This window comes from Paenibacillus radicis (ex Gao et al. 2016) (assembly GCF_014641555.1).
Taxonomy (GTDB): domain Bacteria; phylum Bacillota; class Bacilli; order Paenibacillales; family Paenibacillaceae; genus Pristimantibacillus; species Pristimantibacillus radicis.
This window is the reverse complement of the sequence record NZ_BMHY01000009.1, coordinates 56,080-79,040: the sequence shown is the minus strand read 5'-3', so window position 1 is coordinate 79,040 and position 22,961 is coordinate 56,080. Positions and strand designations below refer to the sequence as shown.

The following is a 22,961-nucleotide window of genomic DNA, read 5'->3' as shown; positions in this document are numbered from 1 at the left end:
AGAAGCGATGGCCCGGAGCGGGAAGCGTTAAATCGCCGGATCAATGAGCGTCTGTGATACCGGATGGTGATGGAGTCCCGGGGCTTGGGCCAATCCTCCGCATTTTCACAATATGAGACGCAAATTGCGAGAAAAATTGAAGGGAATGACGAATAGCATGTATCCAGAAATTACACCTGAAGAGGTTGAAGCATTATTAAACGAAGGTAAGCAGCTTAATTTGATCGACGTGCGTGAGATCGACGAATGGGAGTCCGGACATATTAAAGAGGCAAGCAGCCTTCCGCTGTCTGAGCTTCAAGAGCGTGTTAATGAGCTGGAGAAAGATGCTGATCTTATCATCGTGTGCCGCAGCGGCAACCGCAGCGGCAGAGCTTGCGAGTTTTTGCAGGCGCAAGGCTATAAGGTGACGAATATGACTGGCGGCATGCTTCAATGGCAGGGCGAAGTCGAATTCGGCGCGTAAATCGTTTATTTAGAGCTTCGTAGAACCCCCTGCGTCTTGCATTTATGCAAGATGCCGGGGGTTTTCAGCTATCTATTGGTGCAGCGAAGCCGGTTCGTAAAATAGGGAAAGTAAATTCGTTAATTGCGATGAATTGTGGTTGGGTGTTCCTAATAGCGAAGCTAGATTCGCAATTGGAGAACCTAAGTTCACGAGTAGCGAAGCTACATTCGCTGGAGGGTAGGCGGGTGCTGGCAGGGACTCCTACAGCGAAAGTTGCTTCACTAAATAACGAATGTGCTTCGTTGAAGGACAGAGGAGAAGTTGTTCGTCCGAACAAGCTTGATACGCATTGCCTCCAGCCGCAGGCTCGTCGTGCAGAAAGCAAATTTGATTGATATACTCACGTCCCATGACGCTCAACTCAATCTTGTATTTTTTTTGGCATTGGAAAACCCTCCCATATTCTTCTGTGCGAATAGGGGAGATCTAAAATGATTGAGGTCAAGGTACTAGTACATGAAACAGAGGTTTTTATTAAACTAAATTTTGCTCTTCTTTAATTTTCTTCATCTCTGCTATAGCAAGTTCAATTAAATTGCTATTTATTTTTTCACCTGTGTATACATTGTAATCATCAATCACTTGAGTCAAATAGTCCTTCAATTCAACATCGGACTTATCCAGTAGTTCAATTCCGCGCCATTCATCATCCCAAATCGCAGCAATACATTTCCTATTATTTTCATCAGGGCATGTGTTTTCTTTATTTGATTTGTCAAAATTAAAAAGCCAATATTTATACTTCTTGTTGATTTTCAATAATTTCATCCTCCTCAAATGAAACCAAGATTTCTTTTACTCTATTTGTTTTGATATAAATAAAGCAGCTACTTCTGCTACTGTTCCATCAAATTCTCACATAGTGGCTGGAAACAGAAATCAGTGAAGTAGTTGAAATTGACACACAGTCTTGGCTATTGCCAGCGGTTCTCATAGGAGAAGTTTACCATGTTTCGCTGGCAGGTACTCGTACAGCAAAGTTACTTCACTAAATGGCGAATTTGCTTCGTTGTTACGGCGAGAAACAGTCTCTTCGTTCGACTAAGCTCGATACGTGCTGCGGCAAGCCGCATGCTGGTCGTGCAGCGAAGCAGGTTCGCAAAATAACGAAGATAAATTCGTTAATCGCGACGAGAAATAGCTGGCTGTACCTCATAGCGAATCTATTTTCGCAATTGGCGAACCAAGGTTCACGAGTAGCGAAGCTAGATTCGCTGGATGGTAGGCGGATGCTGGCAGGTACTCGTACAGCGAAAGTTACTTCACTAAATAGCGAATGTGCTTCGTTGTAAAGGAGAGGAATCGTTTCTTCGTTCGAATAAGCTCGATCGTGTTGCGGCCAGCTGCATGCTGGTCGTGCAGCGAAGCAGGTTCGCAAAATAACGAAGGCAAATTCGTTAATCGCGACGAGAAATAGCTGGCTGTACATGATAGCGAATCTAGTTTCGCAATTGGAGAACCAAGGTTCATGAGTAGCGAAGCTAGATTCGCTGGATGGTAGGCGGGTGCTGGCAGGTACTCGTACAGCGAAAGTTGCTTCACTAAATAGCGAATGTGCTTCGTTGTAAGGGAGAGGAATCGTTTCTTCGTTCGAATAAGCTCGATACGTGCTGCGGCCAGCTGCATGCTGGTCGTGCAGCGAAGCAGGTTCGCAAAATAACGAAGGTAAATTCGTTAATCTCGGCAAGAACTAGTTGGCTGTACCTCATAGCGAATCTATTTTCGCAATTGGCGAACCAAGGTTCACGAGTAGCGAAGCTAGATTCGCTGCATGGTAGGCGGGTGCTGCCAGGGACTCGTACAGCGAAAGTTACTTCACTAAATAGCGAATGTGCTTCGGTGGAGCTGCTTGGAGCGGGTTTATTCGAGGTATTTACTGAGTCGGGGTTCGCTCTCGTGAATGAATTGCCACGATACTGGATTTTCTTACTGGCCGCAGGAGAGGGTTTCGCACCGGCATCTCCAACATAAATTGCTTCAATGCCGCATGTTTTTCCGCCGAGCATTCATGACTCCGGCCTGTCCGACATATAGATGAGGCAGGACATGTTTGCCGTTCTCCCGCCTCAGCCTTGCTTGCTGTCGTTGGGAGGCGGACGGAAAGCGGGTGTATGAGAGTTGGACAATGCAGAGCTGCAAAGCGTGACGATAGATTATGCCATACAGGGGATGAGCTGTACAGCATGTGCCGCAAGAATAGAGAAAACGGTAGGTAGGCTAGCCGGCGTAGAGGAGGTTGCAGTCAGCTACCCGGCACGCACGGCCTGGATTCAATATGCGCCTCACTTAATCGAGCCTGCTCAAATCGCCGATAAAATCAAGCAAATCGGCTTTCAGCCTTCTGTACCCGAAAAAGCAAAGGAAGGGCTGGACAAGGAACGCCGTTCCTTGTTTATCCGTTTAATTTTTTCCGCTTTGCTGACAATTCCGCTGCTTGCAGCGATGGTGCAGCATCTTTCTTTTACGGGAGCTGTGCAGCTGCCAGCAATTCTAACTAATCCTTGGCTGCAGCTCGGTTTAGCTACGGTGATCCAATTTGTCATCGGCATGCCGTTCTACTATGGCGCTTATCAAGCGCTGCGGGCGCGTTCCGCCAATATGGACGTTCTTGTTGCGGTCGGTACGTCGGCCGCTTATTTTTACAGTCATTACATTGTGCTGTCAGCCGGATTCCCGCTTGCCGCAGCACATGAACTGCCGCTATATTTCGAAACCTCGGCTGTAGTCATGACGGCGGTGCTGCTAGGCAAATTTATAGAGGTCAATGCTACGTCCAGAGCCCAAGACAGCGCCGCCGGCTATGGCAAACTGAAAAATGAGACGGTCCTCGTCGAGCGGGCAGGCACGCCGATGGAAATTAAGACGGAGTTCGTTCGCATCGGCGACTACGTTCTCGTCAATCCCGGGGAGACAATCCCCGTCGATGGCGTCATCACGAAGGGCGAATCCGACGTAAACGAGTCGCTGCTGACAGGCGAAAGTCTGCCTGCCGCGAAGTATGCGGGCGACCGCGTATGGGCAGGTACGGTCAACGGCAGACACCCGCTTCGAATCCGTACGGAAGCGGCGGGTCATTCCACCATGTTGAACCGGATCAGTGAGCTTGTCCGGCAAGCACAACGCAATAAATCGGCTATTCAAAGGCAAGTAGATAAAGTGTCAGGGTGGTTCGTACCGGCCATGCTGCTGCTTGCTGCGCTTACGTTTCTAGCCTGGTTTTTCATTTTTGTACCGGGCAACTGGGAGCAAGCGTTCCGCTGCTCTGTTGCCGTCGTTCTCGTCGCATGCCCTTGCGCATTAGGGCTTGCCACGCCAATCTCATTAGTTGTAGCTACTGGCCGTCTAGCGAAGAAAGGTGTCGTGGTGAAAGAGGCCGGTGCGTTGGAGCGTTTAGCACAAGTAAATACGATCATTTTGGACAAAACCGGCACGTTGACGGAAGGAAAGCCACGCATCCGCCAGGTTTATGCTCATAACGGCAGCAAATCCGCGGTTATACGACTTGCCGCTGCGGTAGAGTTCCATTCCGCTCATCCGCTGGCTAAAGCGATCGTTACGGAGTCGGACAAGATGGGACTTGTTCTTCCTTCGGCAGAGCAATTCGTTTACACGAGTGCCAAAGGAGTGGAGGCAACGGTCGAGAACAGGCAGGTTGGTGTTGGCAATGCTGCATGGCTAATAGAAAAGCTGCACCTGCAACTATCCGGCGGAGTTGCCTTGTTTGCCAATGAGCGGGAGCGGGCGGGCGAGACGGTGCTATATGTTATCGACGATGGTAAAATAGCCGGAGCCATGTCTTTTACCGATACGGTAAAGCCGAACGCAAGAGAGGCGATCTCCCGCTTAAAGAGGGCGGGCGTCGCGGTTATCCTGGCGACAGGCGATCACTTGGCGCCGGCACTTGGAGCGGCGAAGGAAGCGGGCATAGATAAAGTGTATGCCTCGCTTCTCCCCGAAGATAAGCTGGAGCTGGTGCGCAAGCTGCAGGCGGGAGGAAGATGCGTCGGCATGGCCGGAGACGGCTGGAACGATGCGCCAGCTCTAGCTGCATCCGACGTCGGTATGGCGATGGGAGATGGAACGGAGGCAGCGTTAACAGCAGGACATTTAACGCTGCTCCAGCCTCGGATGACCGCGATACCGGAGGCAGTACTCATTAGCCGTCTGACCGTGCGCAACGTACGGCAAAATCTGACCTTCGCCTTCATTTACAATGCGCTTATTATTCCGTTTGCCGCCTATGGCATGCTCCAGCCATGGATGGCCGGGACGGCAATGGCTTTCAGCTCAGTATCGGTGGTGGGCAACGCGCTTCGTTTAAACGGCAGACTGAGACGGGCGCTAGGCCACAGTTAAGCCAAAGCTCAGTCAAAGCTCAGCCAAAGCTCAGTCAAAGCCAAGCTGCTTCAAAACATAGACAAGGCTTAAATGGAATGTTATAGTAGCTACGTTATAATTTCATAGCATTTATGATGACGCTATTGCCTTCTGGACTAGGTTGGTGTTGGAATGAAGGCCTGTCTTTTGCCTATGCAACGGGCGAACAGCATTTCCGGCACAGAAGCCGAAAATGCTTTTTTTGTGTGAATTAATAACGACTAACAGGAATTAAGGAGTGTAATTGAAATGAAGATGAATGCCAAGTTTAAACTGATGATGGCCGTACTGCTTACGGCGATGCTGCTGGTAATCGCAGCTTGCGGAGGAGCCGCTAAAGACAACAACAACGGAAATGCTCCTGGTGCAGGCAACGGAGGAGCAGCTGTAGAGCAAGGCGAAGCCGCTCCAGCCTCGGAGTATCCGCTGAAAATAAAGGATGACACCGGAACGGAGCTTACCTTTGAGCAAGCCCCCTCTAAAGTCGTTACGCTAGTGCCAAGCGAGACGGAAATTATGTATGCGCTTGGCGGCGCGGATTTGGTAGCGGGCGTTGATGCATACAGCAATTACCCGGAAGAAGCTGCGGCGAAACCGAAGGTTGGCGATATGACGACGAATATCGAGGCGGTTGTGGCTCTGACCCCGGATCTCGTACTCGCTTCCTCCAGCATGAATACGGCTGCGGTTGAGAAGCTCCGCGAATTGGGTATTCCTGTTTTTGCATCCGATCCGTTGACCTATGACGCCACTATCGAGAAAATTGAAAAGGTCGGCCATATCGTCAATAAAAACGAGGAAGCTGCCGAGGTTGCCAGTCATATGCGTGAAACGAAGCAGCAAGTAGTCAATGCCGTGAAGGATGCACAGAAAAAAACGGTCTATTTGGAGTTTTCAGTTGGGTGGACAGTAGGCTCTGGCACTTTCCTGGACGAGCTGGTTAGCTTGGCAGGCGGTACGAACATTGCGGCTGCTACGCCTAGCTGGCATGAAGTCAACGCGGAGGAAGTTGTGAAGCAGAATCCGCAGATCATTATTTTCCCGGCACTGAAGGAAGAACCTAACCCGATTAAAGCGGCAATTGAAAGCCGTCCGGGCTGGGATACCATCGATGCGCTGAAAAATAAACAGCTGTTCACCGTGACGGAAGATCCGCTCGTTCGCGTCGGTCCAAGACTTGCGGATGGCCTGCTTGAGCTGGCGAAAGCGATCCATCCGGATCTCGTCAAGTAACCGATGAAGCGTAAAATGTTTAGCTATGGAGGAGCAGCTTTGCTCCTTCTTGCTGTTTCTATGCTCGTCAGCTTGTCTATCGGCTCTGCCGGCATATCGTTAAAGGACGTATGGGGCATTCTATGGCATCAGTTAATTGGAGGAGCCGATTCCGGTCAAGCCTGGAGCGCGGGAGATGTCGCCGTGATCACACAAGTCCGGCTTTCCCGCGTATTGCTGGCCGTTCTCGTTGGCGCTTGTCTGGCGCTGGCTGGGGCAGGGTTCCAAGGTGTGCTGCGCAACCCGTTGGCGGAGCCCTATACGCTGGGCGTAGCATCGGGCAGCTCGGTTGGCGCGGCTTATATGATTTTGTTCGGCTATCAAACGCTGATCGGGATGTGGACGATTCCCGCAGTCGCGTTTGCGACGGGTGTCGTTACCTTGTTTGGTGTCATTTGGTTGTCGCGAGGCCGGTCGGGGATGCAGCTGGAGACGCTGATTTTGTCCGGCGTTATTGTACAGTCATTTCTGGGAGCATTCGTATCTCTTATGGTGTCGATGTCGAACGGCGTCGTCAATCAAATCTTGTTCTGGCTTATGGGCTCGCTGGCTTTGAAATCATGGGGCCATGTTTACATTCTTCTTCCATTTCTGCTTATTGGACTGCCTCTGCTGTTTGTGTATGCCAATCCGCTTAATCTGCTGGTACTTGGCGAAAGGCATGCCTCGCATCTTGGCATCCGGGTGGAGCGGACGAAGCTGATCGTACTTATCGGCTCTACGCTGCTGACCGCTGCAGCCGTATCTGTATCGGGTGTTATCGGCTTCGTAGGACTCGTTATTCCGCATCTAATACGTCTCATAGTTGGGCCGGACTACCGTCTCTTAATTCCGCTATCGGCTATCGGAGGCGGCATATTCGTCCTTTGGGCCGATACGCTTGCCCGGATGGCGCTTAGCCCGAGAGAAATTCCTCTTGGCGTTGTAACCGCTTTGATCGGGGCGCCGTTTTTTGCCTATCTGCTTTATAGAAGCAAGCGCAGTCAGGAGGATACGGCATGATTGAGGCGAAACATTTGACGAAAAGAATACATAACCGTCTCATCCTTAGCAACGTGACGCACACGTTTCAGACGGGCCGCTTCTACGGTATTATCGGTCCGAACGGTGTTGGCAAATCGACGCTGTTGCAGTTGCTGTCTGGGGCAGCAAAGCCAACTTCGGGGGAAGTGATGCTGGCGGGGAAACCGCTGGATAGCTATGCGGCCAAGCAGCTTGCCCGCAAGCTGGCTGTGCTGCAGCAAGGGGGACTGCCTCCGGCCGCTTTTACAGTGCGTGAAGTGGTTGGCATGGGCAGATATCCTTATCAGAACTGGTTCGGCGACGAGAAGAATGATCCGGCGGTTCTGGTTGACCGGGCGCTGGAGGCGATGGGACTCACCGCTTTGCAGAATAGGCCGCTGGAGAGATTGAGCGGCGGTGAACGGCAGCGGGCAGCGCTCGCAAAAGTTATGGTGCAGGAAGCAGAATTGATTTTGCTTGACGAGCCGACAACTTATCTCGATATCGGATACCAGATCCATTTGCTGGATACGGTTCAAGCTTGGCAGCGGGAACGGGAATTGACCGTTATCGCCGTTCTGCATGATTTGAATTTGGCGGCTTTGTACTGTGATCAATTGCTCGTTTTGCATGAAGGGGGCCTCGCGGCTTCCGGGCCGCCTAAGGAAGTATTGAATGAATCGCTCATACGGAGTGTTTATGGTGCAAGCGCAACAATTGTAGTCCATCCGGCAACGGGGGTTCCGCAAATATTGCTCCAGCCTGGAGGGGCAGCGCCATTACGATAAGGGAGAGGTGAATGTGATGGAAACGGGCAATTGCAAGGAAATCGCATATATGCTGGGAAGAATTAATGCAGTAGACGAGGGAGCGGCTGCAAGCGCGCAGCGGCACTCGGATCAATTGACGAAGCCGCCGGGAAGCCTGGGCAAGCTGGAAGCTATCGCCTATCAATTGGCGGGCATTCACGGCGGGCTTTGGCCGGATCTGCAGAGGAAGGCCGTCGTCGTTATGGCAGCCGATCATGGAGTATGCGAGGAAGGCATCAGCGCTTTTCCGCAGGAAGTGACCTCGCAAATGGTGCTTAATTTCCTTAGCGGAGGCGCCGCTGTGAACGTGCTGGCTAAGCAAGCAGGAGCGGACGTTTTTTGCGTTGATATCGGTGTGAAATCAGCCATCGACCATCCTGATCTGCTGCAGCATAACATCGTGCGCGGAACGGCCAATATGACGAAAGAGGCTGCAATGAGTCTGGAGCAGGTGCTGCGAGCGATTTTGGCCGGCGTGAAAGTTGTGGACGAGCTGGCGGAGCAGGGCTATCAGCTGTTCGCGACGGGCGAGATGGGCATCGGCAATACGACGGCTAGCGCGGCGCTTGCATCGGTCTTTACCGGCTTGCACCCGGGGCTGACAGTTGGAAGAGGAACAGGTATCGATGACAAGGGCTGGCTGAAGAAGGTCGAGGTCGTGGAAAAAGCACTGGCGCTGCACTCCCCTGATCCGAAGGAGCCGTTTCTAGCCCTTGCCCAGGTCGGAGGCGCTGAAATCGCCGGCTTGGTTGGCGTCATTATCGGAGCAGCCGCGAATGGCTGTCCTGTCGTTATCGATGGTTATATTTCCTCGGTTGCAGCGCTGGCTGCTGTACGAATATCGGAGCATGTCCAGCCTTATTTAATTGCATCGCATTTATCACAGGAGCAGGGCCATGCCAAAGTGCTGGAAGCGATGGGATTATCGCCGATGATTGATCTGGATATGCGGCTTGGCGAGGGAACCGGAGCAGTGCTCGGCTTTCATTTCATCGATGCATCGCTTAAATTAATGCAAGAAATGGCGACCTTCGAGAGCGCTGGTATTTCGAAAGAGTAGGTGAACGGGTTGGCAATTCTAGTAACAGGAGGCGCGCGCAGCGGAAAAAGCTCGTTCGCCGAGCAGCTTGCTGCCCGTTTGGGCAGACGCGGCATTTATATAGCGACTAGCCGGGTATGGGATGAGGAAATGGCGGAGCGGATCGAGAGGCATAAACGCGACCGTAACTCGACGGGATTCGAATGGCAGACGATTGAAGAGCCGCTGGAATTGGCACAGACGCTTCAGCAGCTGACTAGAGCTGCGGAATCCGCCAGCCTGTCTTTAGATGAAGCGGAGAGGCCAGTCGTATTGGTCGATTGCCTGACGCTATGGATTTCGAATTGGCTTCTGCTGGCAGAGGAGAAACAGACGGAGCTTCCTGATTTGAAAATGGGAGAGTGGCTGGAACCGCAAACTCAGTTACTGCTGGATGCTATTGCTGCTTTCCCCTATCCGCTAGTTCTCGTGACGAATGAAGTAGGCGACGGTGTGGTGCCGCCCTATCCGCTTGGACGGATATTTCGTGATGAAGCAGGCCGCTTGAACCAGCGCATAGCAGCCATTAGCGAACGTGTCTTTTTGGTAACGGCGGGCATTCCTGTAGATGTGAAGTCGCTCGCATTCCGCTGGGAGCAATTATGATAGGATTTTATTCTTTGTCCGAAATACTGTTGCTGACAGCAGCGGCCATTGCGATCGATTGGATTGTCGGCGACCCGAAATGGCCGACTCATCCCGTTATTTGGATCGGGCGGCTGATCCGGCTGCTGGAGGGCAAGTTGAGGGCGAAGGAGCAATTGCAGGGACGAAGCCCGGCCGCGATAAAAGCTTCGGGAGTTTGTTTGACCGTCCTGACGCTTCTGGCTTCATTCGGGATCATGTGGCTGATTATTGCCGCAGCCGATTGGATTCACCCATGGCTTGGCAATGCGGCCAGCGCTTGGTTCATTTCGACGACCATCGCTGTTAAAGGATTGGGACAAGCAGCAATGCTTGTCTATCGCCCTCTAGTTTCCGGTAATTTAGCCGATGCACGCAAATATGTCGGCTATATTGTCGGAAGAGACACAGACCGCCTCAGTGAAGAGGAGGCGTCGCGGGCGACGGTAGAGACCGTAGCTGAAAATACGGTAGATGCGTTCGTCTCGCCGATTCTGTTCGCATTAATTGGAGGAGCGCCGCTTGCAATGCTTTACCGCGCAGCTAATACGCTGGATTCCATGGTCGGCTACCGCAACGAAAAATATGCCGACTTCGGCTGGTGTTCGGCCCGGACCGATGATGTTCTGAATTATATTCCGGCCCGGATAACCGGCCTGTTGCTGTCACTGTCCGCGCTGCTGCAGCGGGGAATGTCCGGGACAAGAGCCTGGCGCTCTATCAGACAATTTGCCCGTCTTCACCCAAGCCCTAACAGCGGCATTCCGGAATCTGCGGTAGCCGGAGCACTTGGCATTGAGCTCGGGGGGTTGAACTATTATTTTGGTCAGCCAAGCGAACGGGCAAGAATGGGCTGGCCGCTGCGCAAGCTGGAAGCGGCCGATATCCTTCACGCTACCCGATTGCTTTATTTGACAAGCATCCTGATCATGGCAGGAGTGTTGATCGTATGGTATTTCGTTCATTAATCGTTCATGGTCAAGCATTAATTGCAGCCATACAGTTTCTTACCCGGGTGCCCGTTCCCGTGCAGGTGCCCTTTGAACCCAAGCAATTGTCCCGAAGTATCATCTACTTTCCAGCCGCAGGAGCGATTGTCGGAGCCGTATCCGCTATCTGCTTTGGATTGCTGAGCTTGTTTATGCCCGCGCTTCCAGCAGCTGTTATCGTATTAGCTGTGTGGACGGCGATGAGCGGAGGGCTGCATCTGGACGGCTGGATGGATACGGCCGACGGCGTGCTCAGCCACCGTTCCCGGGAGCGGATGCTGGAAATTATGAAGGATAGCCGTGTCGGCGCTATGGGAGTCATTGCTGCGGTGCTGCTGCTATTGTTCAAGTTTGCCGTCTTGAGCGAGCTGATCGAACTGGGGCTGGAAAACGGATCGTGGTGGAAATCGATGGCGCTGATTGCGAGCGCGCCGATATGGAGCCGCTGGTGGATGTCGGCAGCCATCGTAGGCTGGCCCAGCGCCAGGAAAGGCGAAGGAATCGGAGCGATGTTCCGTGCTGCGGGGCCGCGTCAGATGGCAGCCGGATTTCTGCTTGCTGTTGCATTGACATTAGTTATTGCTTTTGCAGGCGGGATACCGTTAGAGGACGCAATTCTTTGGTGCGCTGGTGCTGCGTTCATTACAGCAGCAGTAGGTTTAATCACCGCTACTTGGTTAAGCCGGAAGCTTGGCGGCTTGACCGGTGATACCTACGGTGCAATGAATGAGGCCGTCGAAGCTGTTCTCATCCTTGCGGTGCTCCTTGTATTGAAATGATGATAGAGGTGAAGCATTATGCTTGAAAAATACGGGCACGGAGGCGACTTGCGCACAGCCGAGGAAGCGTACGGGCTGCCTGCCGAGCATTTTTTGGATTACAGCTCCAATATGAATCCATTTGGTCCCCCGCCAGCCGTGCGGCAAGTATTGGCAGCTTATGCCGACAAAATCGACCGTTATCCTGACCCGGCGGTTCGAGGGTTAAGAACGAAGCTGGCACAGCTGCATGCAGTAGATGAACAATCCATTCTGATCGGCAACGGGGCTGCTGAGCTAATTGATCTTGTCGTCAGACAGCATAATCCGGTTATTACGGGGCTGGCTTATCCCTCTTTTGCCGAATACGGCGATGCTGTTCACAAAATCGGCGGGGGTACATTGCCGATTCCGTTGACCGAAGCCGAACAATTTGAGCTTTCCGAAGCATCGCTGCTGCAATCGCGAGCTGCCGATTTCTACATGATTGGCTCGCCGAACAACCCTACCGGTAAACTCGTTCGACCTGAACTGATCTTGAAGTTAGTTAAGCAGGGAGCAACTGTTGTTGTCGACGAAGCATTTATGGATTTTGTCCCTGACGAGGAAGCCTATTCGCTACTGCAAGAAGCGGCTGTGAACGACCGGCTGTTCGTCATTAGGTCAATGACAAAGTTTTATGCCATTCCGGGCATTCGTTTGGGCTATATCGTAGGAGAACCGGGCAACATTGCCGAACTGAGCCGGCTTCAAGTGCCTTGGAGCGTCAACTCGCTTGCGCAGTTGATCGGCGAAGCGGTGTTGGACGATGAGGAATTTGCCGCTAAGACGAAAAATTGGCTGCAGGAAGAGGGGCCTTGGTTTGCGGATCGGCTTTGGGAATCAGGTCTGAATGTGTATGCTGGGGCAGCGAACTATGTGCTTGTTAGATTGCCGGAACAGCCAGGTTTAACGGCTGCGGCGTTACAGAACGAATTGGGGCGGCGCGGCGTGTTAATCCGGGATGCGTCTCATTTTACCGGATTAGATGCGCATTATTGCCGATTCGCGATTAAGCTGCGTCCTCAGAACGAACGATTTTTGGCGGAGTTGAAGGGGGCGATGGCTGCGATTCATGCTTGCAGTGGAATGGAGGGAATGATCGAATGACACAGCCTTTCCGTACTGCCAGCTTTTACGAATCCGCGGTATGGCCGGGTGTAACAGCGGAGCTGCAGGAGGGGGATCGTATTGTTGTCTCCAGTCCTATGCAGCTCCGCACACTTAGCAGCGCTGTGCATCTTGGCGGTTTGGCCGCTTCGGATACGGTCGTCAATTGGAAGGTTCCGATTCCTTATGAATGCGAAGATCCTGGAGCAGATGCAGGCAACCGCTTGCAGGGATGGGGATATGACCCGGGTAAGACGATATGTCTAATGACTGCTGCCAAGCTGACGCATCTTTCTGTTGCGGAAGAGGAGGGGGATTGCTTCAAGCTGGTTTGCTTTACCACTTCCGGTACAAGCAACGGCGCACGAGCCGGACTGCCGAGAGAAACGTTCTCCGCTTATGCGCCAGGTACGATCAACACAGTTCTTCTCATTGATGGGCAGATGACGGAAGCCGCGATGGTGAATGCTGTCATCCAGGCGGCGGAAGCTAAGGCTGCGGCGCTGCAGGATCTAAGCATCGTTGACCCGGATAACGGGAGGATCGCTACAGGGACGACGACAGACGCGATCGTCATTGGCGTCAGCGGGCAAGGCTATGGCAATTCTGTCCATGCCTATGCAGGCGCGGCAACGACAATCGGCAATGCAATTGGACGTCTGGTCTATGCGACCGTATATGAAGCGAGCCGTACGCAGCATGAGAAGTAATCTCCACTTGTAAAAAAGGTCTGCCTTTATCGATTCGAGCGGAAAGAATCGAAGAAGGCAGACCTTTTTAATGCAATACAGCAGATTAGTGCCGCATTAGCTGACGCATCGCATTCTCATCAATGACGATCGGCACGGTCGGAACGCGTTCCAGACGAAACCCGCTGACTAGCTCAGCCGCCGAAACAGACTCCAAGGTGTCTGTCTGACCGGCTAACTGCGCCAGCCAGCCGATAATACGCTCTGGCGATAAGCCTGCTGCTCTTAATCCGGCAATCGATGTATCGCCGTGACGTTTGGCGAGGCGCCGGCCATCCTCGCCCATCAGCAGCGGAACATGGGCGAAGCGGGGAGCAGGCAGCGCAAGCGCTTCGTACAGCAGCAGCTGACGGGGAGTCGAGTCGAGCAAGTCATAACCGCGCAGCACGTCCGTAATACCCATTGCAGCGTCATCTGCGACGACAGCTAACTGGTAGCTGATAATGCCGTCCGCCCGGCGAACGACGAAATCGCCTCCTGCATCGGCAGCGAATGCCTGCGTGCCGGCGGCTCCATCGTGGAACGAGACGGCGGAGCGGTTGTCATCGATCCGGAATCGTAGCGAAGGCTTCTTCGCCGCCATTCGCTGCTGCTGTTCCTCCGGGGTCAGACAACGACAGGTTCCAGCGTAGGAAGGTCCTTCCTCACTCAGTCCATGGGGAGCGCTGGCGACAGCCAGCAGCTCTGCGCGGCTGCAAAAGCAAGGATAGAGCATGCCGTTTTGCTCCAAGCGATCGAGCGCGTCAGTGTACCATTCGTCGCGTTCGCTTTGCGTATACGGAGCGAAAGGGCCGCCTATATCGGGGCCTTCATCCCAGTCGAGTCCCAGCCAGCGAAGGTCAGTCAGCGCTTGCTCAGCCAGCTCTGACCGGCAGCGGGGTTTGTCAATGTCCTCCATCCGCAGCACAAATTGTCCGTTTGCGCTTCTAACCTGCAGCCAGGCAAGCAGCGCCGCCCAAATATTGCCGATATGCATAAGCCCCGAAGGCGTTGGTGCGAATCTTCCGCGAATCATAGTGTAGGCTCCTTTTCGGTTTTCTCTATTTTACAAACGATAGCATGTCTAATTCCGCCAGCGCAACCATTTCCCCCGGTTTGAAGTCTAATAGAAGAGTATTTCGTATGAATAACAGAATGAACAGATAAAGGCAGAGGGGAGCAGCGGTGAAGATGAACGAAACCATTGCAGATTGGAATAAAAAGCTCGAGGAGATACGGGAGAAAATGTCGTCGCAATGGCAATTGGAGCGGCGCCACAGGCAGCTTCAATCGCAGATAAATGCAGAGATGAAGCTTATTACCGAGCTGGAGGTCAAGTTCGATCAGGAGCAGGAAGATGTAGATAAGCTTCTGAAGCTGAGCTGGACGAATCTGTTCCACACGCTGCTTAGAAATAAAGAAGAGCAGCTGGAGACGGAGCGTCAGGAAGCGCTGGCTGTATTGTTAAAGCTGCAGCAGGCGAAGCTGGAGGTAGAGACGCTTAAGGCAGAGCTAATAGAAAACGGAAATCAGCTTGGAGAGCTGCACGGTGCGGAAGAGGCATACGCGCGTCTGATGCAGCAGAAAGAGCAGTGGATACTTAGCGGAGACTCCGAAGCTGCTCATGGTCTGGAAGAGCTGGACGGCCAGCTGGCGGAAGCGCAGCAGCAGCGCAAGGAATGGTATGAAGCGGCAGCAGCTTGCCGCCAGCTTGTGCTTTCGCTCGAGGACGCCGTCAATAAGCTGGATTCGGCTGCCAACTGGGGCACCTATGATATGCTCGGCGGCGGGCTGATTAGCACGTCCATTAAGCATTCCAAAATCGATGACGCCAAAAACTCGATCAATACGGCCCGCCATTTGGTCAAACGGCTAAAGGAAGAGCTGAAGGACGTAAACCTTCAGTCGGATTTGGCTGTGGAAATCGGCGGAATGGCGACGTTTGCCGATTATTTTTTCGACGGATTGATTGCAGATTGGATTGTACAAGGTAAAATAAAAGAATCGCAGTCGCAGGCCGAGAATCAGCTTCACAAAGCTAGAATGCTTCTGAAGACGCTGGATAAGGAACTCGCGCAGGCCGAAGGAACGCATGCATCGTTGAAAGAGGAACGCGACCGGTTGATCCGTCAGTTTGCGGGTTGACCGGCGCTATGCCGCTATCGCTACAGGAGGTTGTTTGATTTGATACGGATTATGGGATTGACGAAAGACGGACAGTGGAGGGATGGTTTGACGATCGGGCAGCTGGCGACGGCTGAGCTGGAATGGTATTGGGCCGATTTTTGCGAGCCGAGCGAGGAGGAATCCGCCTTGCTCTCTTCCTATTTCCATTTCCATCCGCTGGCGATCGAGGATTGCTTCCATTTGCTGCAGCGGCCGAAGCTGGATCATTATGATCCGCTTCATTTTTTAGTGCTGCATTCGATTGTTCCCCGCACTTTGGCCGTGTACGAGGTCAATATGTTTATCGGGCAAAAATTCATGGTGACCTATCATTATCAGCCTTCTAATGAGATTGAGGAGGCGCGGGCGAAAATTGCGAAAAGCCCGGCTACCAGCCAGAATTGGTCGCTATTTGCTGCTTATATGGTAATCGATCAGCTGGTCGATCAATATTTTCCGGCCGTTCAGGAACTGGAGGAGCAGGTGCTGGACATGGAAATCGGCGGCGGCAACGATAAAAACCAGACGGCGATCGAAGATATTTTCAATATTCGTTCCAGACTGCTCCGTCTGCGCAAAACGATTCTTCCGATGCGGGAGCTGCTGTACCGTATTCTGAATACGGAGCGGATCGACGGGCTGAGCCAGTATGTCGCGTTTTATCATGACATCTACGATCATTTGCTGAAGCTGGCCGAAATGACCGACGCCTGCCGTGAGATGACGGCGGATTTACGGGACAGCTATATGTCATACAACTCCAACCGAATGAATTCTATTATGAAGACGCTCACGGTTATTACGACGATTTTTATGCCGCTTACCTTTTTAGCAGGCATCTACGGTATGAACTTTCACAATATGCCGGAGTTGAATTGGAATTGGGGATATTTTCTGCTGCTTGGCATTATGCTCGTCATCGGACTGGGAATGTACGTCTGGTTCCGGCGCAAAGGCTGGTTTGACTGACAAGATTGACTAGCTAGTAGCTACTATCTGACTAGTTTAGATAGCTGATTGCTGGCTGTGACGCCGAATTACCGCAGCAACTCGCGTCACGGAGAGACATGGCTTGCAAGGGATGATAGAGAGAAGGGGCAACGCAATTATGACAAGCAAGGACAATAACATAGGGCCAGAGCTGGATCCGGGAGGCGTCGAAGCGCCAAACGGTAAGCTTGGCCGGAAAAAAGCGGTCGCAGTAACGGCCGTAATGGCGGCGGTCATTATCGGAGCAGGTATTCTGTTCTTCATCATGATCCATGCACTGCAGGCGAAAAGCGACCGGATGGAGGTCTTCCCGAGCAGCTATACCTATGCAACAGCAACGTCCGCTGGAGGCATGGAGCTTCATGTTCTGGCGACTAAGCCGTCTAATGTGACCTTGACGGCGATTCATAACAATGTATCCATTTCGCCTTATTACGGCATTAACGGCGGTTTTTTCTATGATAAGGCTTTGCTCAGCATTGCTATCGTGAATAGTTTGCCTGTTAATGGTGCCATTAAAGATTATGGTTCCGGCAACGAGAATACAAAATATGCCCGGGGCACGCTCGTGTGGGACGGGGCGGCAAATAAGCTGTCTGTCCAAGTCGTTGGCAAAGCGTCAGAACTGAAAGTAATGGACCATACCCGTTTTTGGGCGCAAGGCGGCATCAGCATGAGCCTTGGCCGTGACGCTGAATGGAAAGCGGAGACGGAGCGGGAGCAGGCTCCTTTCCCAGACGATCTACGGCTGCGGTCTGGCGCTGTCTATGATGAAAGCGGAACGCTGTACCTTGTCGTGAGCAAGACGAAGGGAACGCTGAGCCAATTTCGTGAAGCGGTTACGGAGCTGGTCGGCGGCGGGAAGCTCGTTGACGGCATCTTTCTAGACGGCGACGGCTCATCACAGCTGCGGAGCAGGGAAGCACAGCTGGCTGGAGACAATCGGCCTGTCGTACAAATGCTGCGAATCGTAAAATAGCCGATAATTCATCATGAAATACATCATTAATTATTAATTGCATTAATTATCGGCTTGGAGGCTATCTACATGTTAAAACCATCATTGCCCATCGATGAAGTGCTGCCAGAGCTGATCACTGCGCTTCGGACGCGTACTGGCGTCGTGCTTACAGCAGAACCCGGCGCGGGCAAGACGACGAGGGTGCCGCTTGCGCTGCTTGACGAGCCGTGGCTGCAAGGCCGCAAAATTATTATGCTGGAGCCAAGACGGCTGGCGGCTCGTTCCGCAGCCAAGTATATGGCGGATATGCTAGGCGAGCCGGTGGGTGCGACGGTCGGCTATCGGGTGCGGCTCGATACAAAGGTAAGCCGGTCGACTCGCATTGAGGTCGTTACGGAAGGCATCCTCACGCGGATGCTGCAAGAGGACCAGGCGCTGGAACAAGTTGGGGCTGTGCTGTTCGACGAATTTCACGAGCGGCATTTGCACGGCGATCTGGGACTAGCGCTATGTCTGCAGACGCAAGCGCTGCTGCGAGACGATCTGCGCCTGCTCGTCATGTCTGCAACGCTGGATACGGCAGCAGTCGCAACGCTGCTGGGCGAAGCGCCGGTCATCGCCAGCAAAGGCCGAGCTAATCCGGTGCAGACGGTCTATCTCTCGTCGCGGCTGGAAGGCAGGCTTGAAGCGGGGATGGCCGCCCTCATTCAACAGGCATTAAGAGAATATGAGGGCGACGTCCTCGCTTTTCTTCCCGGCATAGGAGAGATCAGACGGACGGCCTCTGCTCTTGCACAGGCTGGCGTCAGTACGGGCGGAGCGGTAAGGGTCACTGAGCTTCACGGCAGTATGCCGCTTGAAGCTCAAGATGAAGCCATAGCGCCATGCAAGCCGGGAGAGCGGAAGGTTGTGCTTGCTACGTCGATCGCGGAATCCAGTCTGACAGTAGAAGGGGTTCGCATCGTTGTGGACAGCGGACTTATGCGGGTTCCGCGTTTCTCGCCGCGAACCGGCATGTCTAGATTGGAGACGGTCCAGGTATCGCAGGCGTCAGCCGATCAGCGGAGGGGCCGTGCAGGCCGTTTGGCGCCTGGCGTCTGCTACCGGCTATGGACGGAGCAGGAGCAGCGATATTTGCCGGAGCAGAGTGCACCTGAGCTGGCGGAGGCGGATTTGACGCAGCTGGTGCTGGAGCTGGCCGTATGGGGCATTCAGCAGCCGTCGGAGCTTCGTTGGCTGGACGAGCCGCCGCAAGCTGCGTACGACCATGCGACGGAGCTGCTGGAGCTGCTTCGCGCCATCGATGCTTCCGGCAAGCCGACCGGCTGGGGCAGACGAATGGCCAGATTGGGTCTGCATCCTCGCCTTGGCTATATGCTGCTGCAGGCGAAGCGGCTCGGATTGGCGGAGACGGCCAGCGAACTGGCTGCGCTGCTCAGCGAACGCGATTTGCTGCCGCAGGAGCGCAATGTCGATCTGCTGCTGAGGGTCGACGCGCTTAAGGGCAGAAGTGCTGGCGTCGTTGACCGAGGTGCAGTGCAGCGAATGAAGACGCAAGCTGCTCAATGGCTGCGAATGCTGGAAGCGGCTGATGAGGCGGAAGGTGCTGGCGGACAAGAACTGCGGCAGATTGAGCAGCTGCCGGAAGGGGAGCCGTTCGGCTTGCTGCTCGCCTTTGCTTTCCCCGACCGGATTGCGCAGCGGCGAAGCGATGGCCGCTACTTGCTTGCGAACGGCCGGGGGGCAGCGCTTCCTGAGCTTCAACCTTTGTCGCGTGCCGCGTATTTGGTTGCCGCAGAGCTGGACGATTCCGGCACGGAAAGCCGAATCCGACTGGCGGCCATGCTCCAAGCGGAACAGCTTCAGCTGGCAGCGGGTGAGCAAATCGAAGTGCAGGACTCGGTGGAGTGGGATTCCGCCGCTGGAGCTGTCCGGGCACGCCGCCGGCAGCGGCTGGGTGCTCTCGTCTTGAAGGAAGGGCCGCTGCCGCAGCCAGATTCCGAGCAAGTGGCGAGAGCGCTGCTAGAGGGAATACGGCAGTCGGGAGTGGGACTGCTCCAGATGAGTAAGCAGTCGTCGCAGCTGCTAGCTCGAATGCGTCTGATGTCAGGGCGGAATAAGGATTGGCCGGATGTATCAGAGGAGACGCTGCTTGCAACTTTAGAGGACTGGCTGCTGCCGCATTTGATCGGAATGAAAAATCGCAACGATTTGCAGCGGCTGAATATGATTCAAGTGCTGGAGTCGTTGTACAGCTGGCAGCAGCGCCAGCAGCTCGATGAGATGGTGCCGACCCATATGACCGTTCCGAGCGGCTCGCGCATCCCGGTCGACTACAGCGATCCGGAAGCGCCGTTCATTGCCGTGCGGCTGCAGGAGCTGTTCGGCTTGCGGGAAACGCCGATGCTTGCCGGCGGCAAGCTGCCGCTTACGATTCATCTGCTTTCTCCTTCCCAGCGGCCGGTTCAGGTTACTCGCGATTTGGGCAGCTTCTGGAGCGGTGCTTATTTCGAAGTGAAGAAAGATTTAAAAGGAAGATATCCGAAGCACTATTGGCCGGATGATCCTTATGCCGCACAGCCTACCAATCGGGTGAAGCCGCGGGGGCAGTAACAGGAAGGAAGTGCATGAGCATTCCAGTAGAGTGGTTGTGGAACTATTTAATTGTCGTCAATGTGGTTGCGTTTGCGCTCATGGGAGCGGATAAACATGCTGCCCGCAATAAGAAAAGACGCGTCCCGGAAAAACGTCTGTTTGGCTTCGCAGCGATAGGAGGGGCGGCTGGCGCCTGGATCGGGATGCAAGTGTTTCGTCATAAGACGAAGCACCGGTCGTTTGTGGTCGGTATTCCGCTGCTCATTCTATGGAACCTGGTAGCGGTTTATGTCGTTTTGCGGTTGTTAGGACAGGACTTTTCGGCCATTTCATTCTAGCGTGTGGGGCAGGAGTCCTTGCCCTCAACCGATTTGCGTATAGGCAAGGAGCAATTGCTCTCAACCGGCTAGCGTATGAGGCAAGGAGTCATTATTCTCATCTGAATCAAAATGTAAAAATACATTTTAATCCTCAGAAAACGGAACTATATCGCCTTCAAAATGCAAAAGTGCAGGCAGAATGATCCGAATTTATTAAAATGGTCTCAAAAAGCAAGATCAAACTGCACTTTTACATTTTGATGGGCTAAACGGGTCATTTTTGGTCTTACAACCTGCACTTTTGCATTTTGTTGCTGCGGACGGAGAAAGAAAGGCCAAAAGAAAGGCCAGAAGAAAGGCCAGAAGAAAGGCCAGAAGAAGCGGCCAGAGCACTGGCCGGAGAAGAAGATTGCCTTCGGGCTTCTAATAATGGTATAGTTGTAATCCATATTTTTATCCATCGCAAACATACTCGCCGTCGTTCAGACGGCGATCTTTGCGTTTGGGAGACGAAATAACCTTAGGAGGTAACTGACACATGACGGTTCAAAGTGCCTATCAAGAAGAAAAAGACCGGCTCGCAATGTCAATGAATGAAATTGTCACGCAATTGAACGAGATTGGTCCGCGTTACACGGGCAATGACTTCACGGAGCAAATGCTCGACCTGCAGCGTGAGGAGCGTAAAAAAAGACTTGAGATCGCGCAGCGTGAGCCCTATTTCGGGCGCATCGATTTTCAAGAGGTGCAGACGGATAAGAACAAGCCGCTCTATATCGGCAAAGCCGGAGTGGCTAAACAAAGCAACAAGGATGAGCTGATTGTCATTGATTGGCGGGCTCCCGTAGCCAGCCTTTTCTATTCTTTTACGGGCGGAGAAGACACTGCCGCTTACGAATCACCGGAAGGCGAAATTGAAGGCTATGTTCATTTGAAGCGCAACCTGATGGTCCGGCACGGGGAGCTCGTCCGGATGGTAGACAGCTATACGCGCGGCCAAGAGGATGAAGCCGTTACCGATGAGTTTCTGCTTTATCGGCTGGGCGAGAACAAGGATAATAAGCTTCGTGATATCGTCTCTACCATCCAGCATGAGCAGGATCAAATTATTCGTTCGGAACGGGCGAAGGCGCTGTTCATCCAAGGCGTGGCGGGCAGCGGCAAGACGACGGTGGCGCTGCACAGGCTCGCTTTCCTTCTTTATCAATATGCGGATCGGATGCGCGCCGAGCGAATGATTATTTTCGCGCCAAACCGGATGTTTCTCGATTATATTTCCGGAGTACTGCCGGAGCTTGGGGTAGGAGATATTCAACAGACGACGTTCGCGGACTGGGCGCTTGAGCTTCTGGAGCATGAAGTATCGCTCGCCAGCACGGCGGATACGCTTAATTATTGGTTCGAGCAGCACCGCACGGCAGAGGAGGCTGCGAATTCATCCGGCAGGCTGAAGGGATCGTTATCGTTCAAAGCGATCGTCGACCAGCGTATTGCCGAGACAGCAGACCGCATCGTACCGGTCATTCCGTTCGAGCCGCTTCCGGGGCTAGTGCTGAAGCCCGAGCAGATGCAGGAGTGGTATGACACGGATTATGGCGAAGAGACGCTGATGAAAAAACGCGACCGGCTGGCGAGCCGTATTCGCCGCTGGTTTGAGTCGGAGCTGAAAACCCGTGGAATCGCGGATAAAAAAATACGAGCCAAAGCTTCTGCCAAGCTGAACGCTTTCTTGAAGAAAATCCCTTCCTATACGGCCACTCAGCTGTATATGACGTTATTTCATGGAAAACAAGCATCCCCTGAGGTTCCGAAAGGTGTAGCGGCAGCAACGTGGTCCCGCTTGAAAGAAGGCAGAGTTGAAGGGGAGGATTTGGCTCCGCTTGCCTATATTCATTTGCGTCTGCGCGGTTTGCAAACACCGACGTATGATCATATCGTCATTGACGAAGCACAAGACTACTCACCTTTCCAACTGGAGGCGCTCCGGCTTTGTCAGACAGCGCCATCCATGACGGTGCTTGGCGACTTGCAGCAGGGGATTCACGACTATGCCGGTATCCAAAGCTGGAAGGAGCTTACGGCGCTGTTTGAAGAAGAGCGCACGGGCTACTTTGAATTGAATCGCAGCTATCGTTCAACGATGGAAATTATCGAATTCGCCAACCGGATTTTGGGTGCGATGGGCGGCGGCGTAAAGCCGGCTGTGCCTGTATTCCGCAGCGGCGATCCTGTGCTTGTTGAAGCTATCGAACCTGTCAGTTGGGCATCTGGCATCATCTCTACTGTCCGGGAATGGCAGAGCAGCGGTCTCTACGAGACGATTTCCGTCATTGGGAGAACAGCCGGACAATGCGAGATTATCTATGAAGCACTTAAAGCCGAAGGGCTGGAGCCTTCGCTCGTGCAAAGCAAGCAGCCGGAATACGGAGGCGGGTTGTCGGTCGTACCGGTCTATTTGTCGAAAGGGCTGGAGTTCGATGCCGTACTTATCGCGGACGCGGATGCCGACAGCTACGCCGATCATGACGCTAAGCTGCTCTATGTCGGCTGTACGAGAGCACTCCACAAATTAAAGCTGATTCATAGCGGGAAATTAACGGCATTAATTGCTCCAGAGCAGTTGACAACCGAATAA

21 protein-coding genes are annotated in these 22,961 nt (G+C 53.2%); 18 read left to right on the top strand and 3 right to left on the bottom strand.

The window, feature by feature from the left end; all coding sequences use genetic code 11:
• Positions 1-145 precede the first annotated feature (145 nt).
• On the top strand, positions 146-466 hold the full coding sequence (locus tag IEX98_RS20675) for a rhodanese-like domain-containing protein (RefSeq protein ID WP_188891252.1): 321 nt from the start codon (positions 146-148) through the stop codon (positions 464-466).
• A gap of 516 nt (positions 467-982) precedes the next feature.
• Here IEX98_RS20675 and IEX98_RS20670 read toward each other — a convergent pair.
• Entirely contained in the window at positions 983-1,267 is a 285-nt protein-coding gene (locus IEX98_RS20670; RefSeq protein WP_188891109.1) for a hypothetical protein, read from the bottom strand.
• A 189-nt stretch (positions 1,268-1,456) separates the two neighbouring features.
• Between IEX98_RS20670 and IEX98_RS20665 the strand changes: the two genes are divergently transcribed.
• From IEX98_RS20665 to IEX98_RS20615, 11 genes are all read left to right on the top strand, one after another.
• Positions 1,457-1,615: a hypothetical protein gene (locus IEX98_RS20665; protein WP_188891108.1), complete on the top strand. Its 159-nt coding sequence runs from the start codon at positions 1,457-1,459 to the stop codon at positions 1,613-1,615.
• A 1,011-nt stretch (positions 1,616-2,626) separates the two neighbouring features.
• On the top strand, positions 2,627-4,864 hold the full coding sequence (locus IEX98_RS20660; protein ID WP_188891107.1) for a heavy metal translocating P-type ATPase: 2,238 nt from the start codon (positions 2,627-2,629) through the stop codon (positions 4,862-4,864).
• A 270-nt stretch (positions 4,865-5,134) separates the two neighbouring features.
• Positions 5,135-6,118 (top strand): ABC transporter substrate-binding protein, encoded by a 984-nt coding sequence (locus IEX98_RS20655; protein ID WP_188891106.1) that lies wholly within the window; start codon positions 5,135-5,137, stop codon positions 6,116-6,118.
• Positions 6,119-6,121: 3 nt separating this feature from the next.
• A complete protein-coding gene (locus IEX98_RS20650; protein ID WP_188891105.1) occupies positions 6,122-7,159 on the top strand; it encodes a FecCD family ABC transporter permease in 1,038 nt (345 codons plus the stop codon).
• On the top strand, positions 7,156-7,947 hold the full coding sequence (locus tag IEX98_RS20645) for a heme ABC transporter ATP-binding protein (protein WP_188891104.1): 792 nt from the start codon (positions 7,156-7,158) through the stop codon (positions 7,945-7,947). Before IEX98_RS20650 ends, IEX98_RS20645 begins: the two co-directional genes overlap by 4 nt.
• Before the next feature lie 16 nt (positions 7,948-7,963).
• A complete protein-coding gene (gene cobT, locus IEX98_RS20640) occupies positions 7,964-9,028 on the top strand; it encodes a nicotinate-nucleotide--dimethylbenzimidazole phosphoribosyltransferase (protein ID WP_188891103.1) in 1,065 nt (354 codons plus the stop codon).
• 9 nt (positions 9,029-9,037) lie between these two features.
• Positions 9,038-9,652: a bifunctional adenosylcobinamide kinase/adenosylcobinamide-phosphate guanylyltransferase gene (gene cobU, locus IEX98_RS20635; protein WP_188891102.1), complete on the top strand. Its 615-nt coding sequence runs from the start codon at positions 9,038-9,040 to the stop codon at positions 9,650-9,652.
• On the top strand, positions 9,652-10,638 hold the full coding sequence (gene cbiB, locus IEX98_RS20630) for an adenosylcobinamide-phosphate synthase CbiB (RefSeq protein ID WP_445376016.1): 987 nt from the start codon (positions 9,652-9,654) through the stop codon (positions 10,636-10,638). Before cobU ends, cbiB begins: the two co-directional genes overlap by 1 nt.
• Positions 10,620-11,438, top strand: a complete 819-nt coding sequence (cobS, locus tag IEX98_RS20625) for an adenosylcobinamide-GDP ribazoletransferase (RefSeq protein ID WP_188891100.1) — start codon at positions 10,620-10,622, stop codon at positions 11,436-11,438. The genes cbiB and cobS overlap by 19 nt, the downstream gene beginning before the upstream one ends.
• An 18-nt stretch (positions 11,439-11,456) precedes the next feature.
• A complete protein-coding gene (gene cobD, locus IEX98_RS20620; protein WP_188891099.1) occupies positions 11,457-12,566 on the top strand; it encodes a threonine-phosphate decarboxylase CobD in 1,110 nt (369 codons plus the stop codon).
• Complete coding sequence (locus IEX98_RS20615; RefSeq protein WP_188891098.1) at positions 12,563-13,276, top strand: adenosylcobinamide amidohydrolase; 714 nt, start codon at positions 12,563-12,565, stop codon at positions 13,274-13,276. Before cobD ends, IEX98_RS20615 begins: the two co-directional genes overlap by 4 nt.
• Before the next feature lie 85 nt (positions 13,277-13,361).
• Here the strand turns inward: IEX98_RS20615 and gluQRS are convergent, their stop codons facing one another.
• Positions 13,362-14,330, bottom strand: coding sequence for a tRNA glutamyl-Q(34) synthetase GluQRS (gluQRS, locus tag IEX98_RS20610; protein ID WP_188891097.1), 969 nt, complete (start codon positions 14,328-14,330; stop codon positions 13,362-13,364).
• 155 nt (positions 14,331-14,485) lie between these two features.
• Between gluQRS and IEX98_RS20605 the strand changes: the two genes are divergently transcribed.
• The 5 genes from IEX98_RS20605 to IEX98_RS20585 all read left to right on the top strand — a co-directional run bounded on the left by IEX98_RS20605 (position 14,486) and on the right by IEX98_RS20585 (position 20,344).
• Positions 14,486-15,439, top strand: coding sequence for a hypothetical protein (locus tag IEX98_RS20605; RefSeq protein WP_188891096.1), 954 nt, complete (start codon positions 14,486-14,488; stop codon positions 15,437-15,439).
• Positions 15,440-15,478: 39 nt separating this feature from the next.
• On the top strand, positions 15,479-16,429 hold the full coding sequence (gene corA, locus IEX98_RS20600; RefSeq protein ID WP_188891095.1) for a magnesium/cobalt transporter CorA: 951 nt from the start codon (positions 15,479-15,481) through the stop codon (positions 16,427-16,429).
• 139 nt (positions 16,430-16,568) lie between these two features.
• Complete coding sequence (locus IEX98_RS20595; RefSeq protein ID WP_188891094.1) at positions 16,569-17,429, top strand: hypothetical protein; 861 nt, start codon at positions 16,569-16,571, stop codon at positions 17,427-17,429.
• Between the two features lie 69 nt (positions 17,430-17,498).
• The gene (gene hrpB, locus IEX98_RS20590; protein ID WP_188891093.1) at positions 17,499-20,024 is read left to right on the top strand and encodes an ATP-dependent helicase HrpB; all 2,526 of its coding nucleotides are present in this window, start codon (positions 17,499-17,501) and stop codon (positions 20,022-20,024) included.
• Positions 20,025-20,038: 14 nt separating this feature from the next.
• Positions 20,039-20,344 (top strand): DUF1294 domain-containing protein, encoded by a 306-nt coding sequence (locus IEX98_RS20585; RefSeq protein WP_188891092.1) that lies wholly within the window; start codon positions 20,039-20,041, stop codon positions 20,342-20,344.
• A 206-nt stretch (positions 20,345-20,550) separates the two neighbouring features.
• Here IEX98_RS20585 and IEX98_RS20580 read toward each other — a convergent pair whose 3' ends face one another.
• Positions 20,551-20,787 (bottom strand): hypothetical protein, encoded by a 237-nt coding sequence (locus IEX98_RS20580; protein ID WP_188891091.1) that lies wholly within the window; start codon positions 20,785-20,787, stop codon positions 20,551-20,553.
• A gap of 77 nt (positions 20,788-20,864) precedes the next feature.
• On the opposite strand from IEX98_RS20580, the gene IEX98_RS20575 reads away from it, so the two are divergent.
• Positions 20,865-22,961, top strand: coding sequence for a HelD family protein (locus IEX98_RS20575; RefSeq protein WP_188891090.1), 2,097 nt, complete (start codon positions 20,865-20,867; stop codon positions 22,959-22,961).